The sequence below is a fragment of the Geminisphaera colitermitum TAV2 genome, from assembly GCF_000171235.2.
GTDB lineage: Bacteria > Verrucomicrobiota > Verrucomicrobiia > Opitutales > Opitutaceae > Geminisphaera > Geminisphaera colitermitum.
The window spans coordinates 1-1544 of sequence record NZ_ABEA03000207.1 but is presented as its reverse complement, the minus strand read 5'-3'; the positions used below and the strand labels follow the sequence as shown (position 1 = coordinate 1544).

General features: G+C 60.7%; 1 protein-coding gene and 1 tRNA gene. One reads left to right on the top strand and one right to left on the bottom strand.

Annotation, left to right across the window (positions count from 1 at the left end):
- Window positions 1–280 precede the first annotated feature (280 nt).
- Window positions 281–355, top strand: a tRNA-Glu gene (locus OBACDRAFT_RS23970).
- A gap of 118 nt (window positions 356–473) precedes the next feature.
- Here the strand turns inward: OBACDRAFT_RS23970 and dnaA are convergent.
- A partial coding sequence (dnaA, locus tag OBACDRAFT_RS23965; protein WP_043589637.1) for a chromosomal replication initiator protein DnaA occupies window positions 474–1544 on the bottom strand: 1071 nt, incomplete at its 5' end.

Genomic DNA, 1544 nt, shown 5'->3' with positions numbered 1-1544 from the left:
GTGCGCGGGCGTCGCAAGCGACGCCCCTACGTGCGGGCGGGACGCCCGCGCCACTTTTTCTGCCAATCCTCCGTCGCGTAACATCAGTTCGTAATTCGTCATTCGTAATTCCCTCACCCCTCCCGGTTACACCCGCGGCGAACCCCGCGCCGCGCCCTGCCTTGCCAAAACCGGGGAGGCACTGACATCACGTTGAGTCGCACCCTTTTTCGTCCGTCGGCCAAACAATCGCTTGACGCATGACGTGAAATGGAAACCGTCCTCCCTCTTCGCCTTATCCGCCCTCATCGTCTAGCGGCTAGGACGGGTCCCTCTCAAGGACCAAACCGGGGTTCGATTCCCCGTGAGGGCGCCATTCTAAACTCGTTTATTTCCAAGGAGATAAACGAGTTTTTGTTTTCCAAGTGTAGCAGCCTGTAATCCGTAGTCCGTAAACCGTCCCCCCCCCCCCCCGTCTCGACGCTTCCTGCCATTCAGCGGCTGAGCTGGGTCTTGAGGAACTCGATCTGGCTGCGCATTTGCACGTCCTGCTCCAGCATGTTTTCCACCGCTTTGCCGGCATGGATCACCGTGCCGTGGTCGCGTCCGCCAAAGGCGTCGCCGATGTCTTGCAGGGAATGACGGGTGAGCTGGCGGCACAGCCACATCGCTATCTGGCGCGGGATGGCAATGTTGTTGGGACGGCGTTTGCTCGTCATGTCGCCGGGGCGTAGCTGAAAGTGCTCGGTGACTTTTTTCTGGATAAGCTCAATCGTGAGCGCGTTTTGCGCCTGCTCGATGAGGACGTCCTTAAGGAGGTTTTCGACCGTGGCGATGTCCACCGCGCGCCCCGTGAGGGAACCGTAGGAGGCGACTTTGAGGAGGGCGCCTTCCAGACGGCGGATGTTTTTTGCGATGTTTTGCGCAATAAAAACGCCGACGTCGTGGGGGAGGTCAAATTTGAGGGTCGCGGCCTTGGTGCGGAGGATGGCGAGGCGGGTTTCGTAATCGGGCGCCTGAATGTCGGCGGGGAGTCCCCATTCAAAGCGGGAGACGAGGCGGGCTTCGAGCTTCTGGATCTCGGAGGCGCGACGGTCGCTGGAAAGGACGATCTGTTTTTGCGATTCGAAGAGTTCGTTGAAGGTGTGGAAAAATTCTTCCTGAATGCGTTCCTTGCCGGCGAGGAATTGCACGTCGTCGAGCAGGAGCACGTCCACGGAGCGGTAGCGCTGGCGGAATTTGACGAGGCTGTTTTCCTGAAGCGCCTGAATGAATTCGTTGGTGAATTTTTCGGTGGAGAGGTAGGCGACGCGGGCTTCGGGGCGGTTGAGGAGGATGGTGTGCCCGATGGCGTGCATCAGGTGCGTTTTGCCGAGGCCGGTTTCGCCGTAAATGAAGAGCGGGTTGTAGGCTTGCGCGGGGGCTTGGGCCACGGCGGTGGCGGCGGCGTGCGCCATCTGGTTGTTCGCGCCGATGACGAAGGTTTTGAAGGTGTTGCGGGGGTTCAGGGCCCCGGTGGCGGCGGAGCGCTCGTTGTGCCGGGCTCCGTTGGTGGTGCGGGCGCG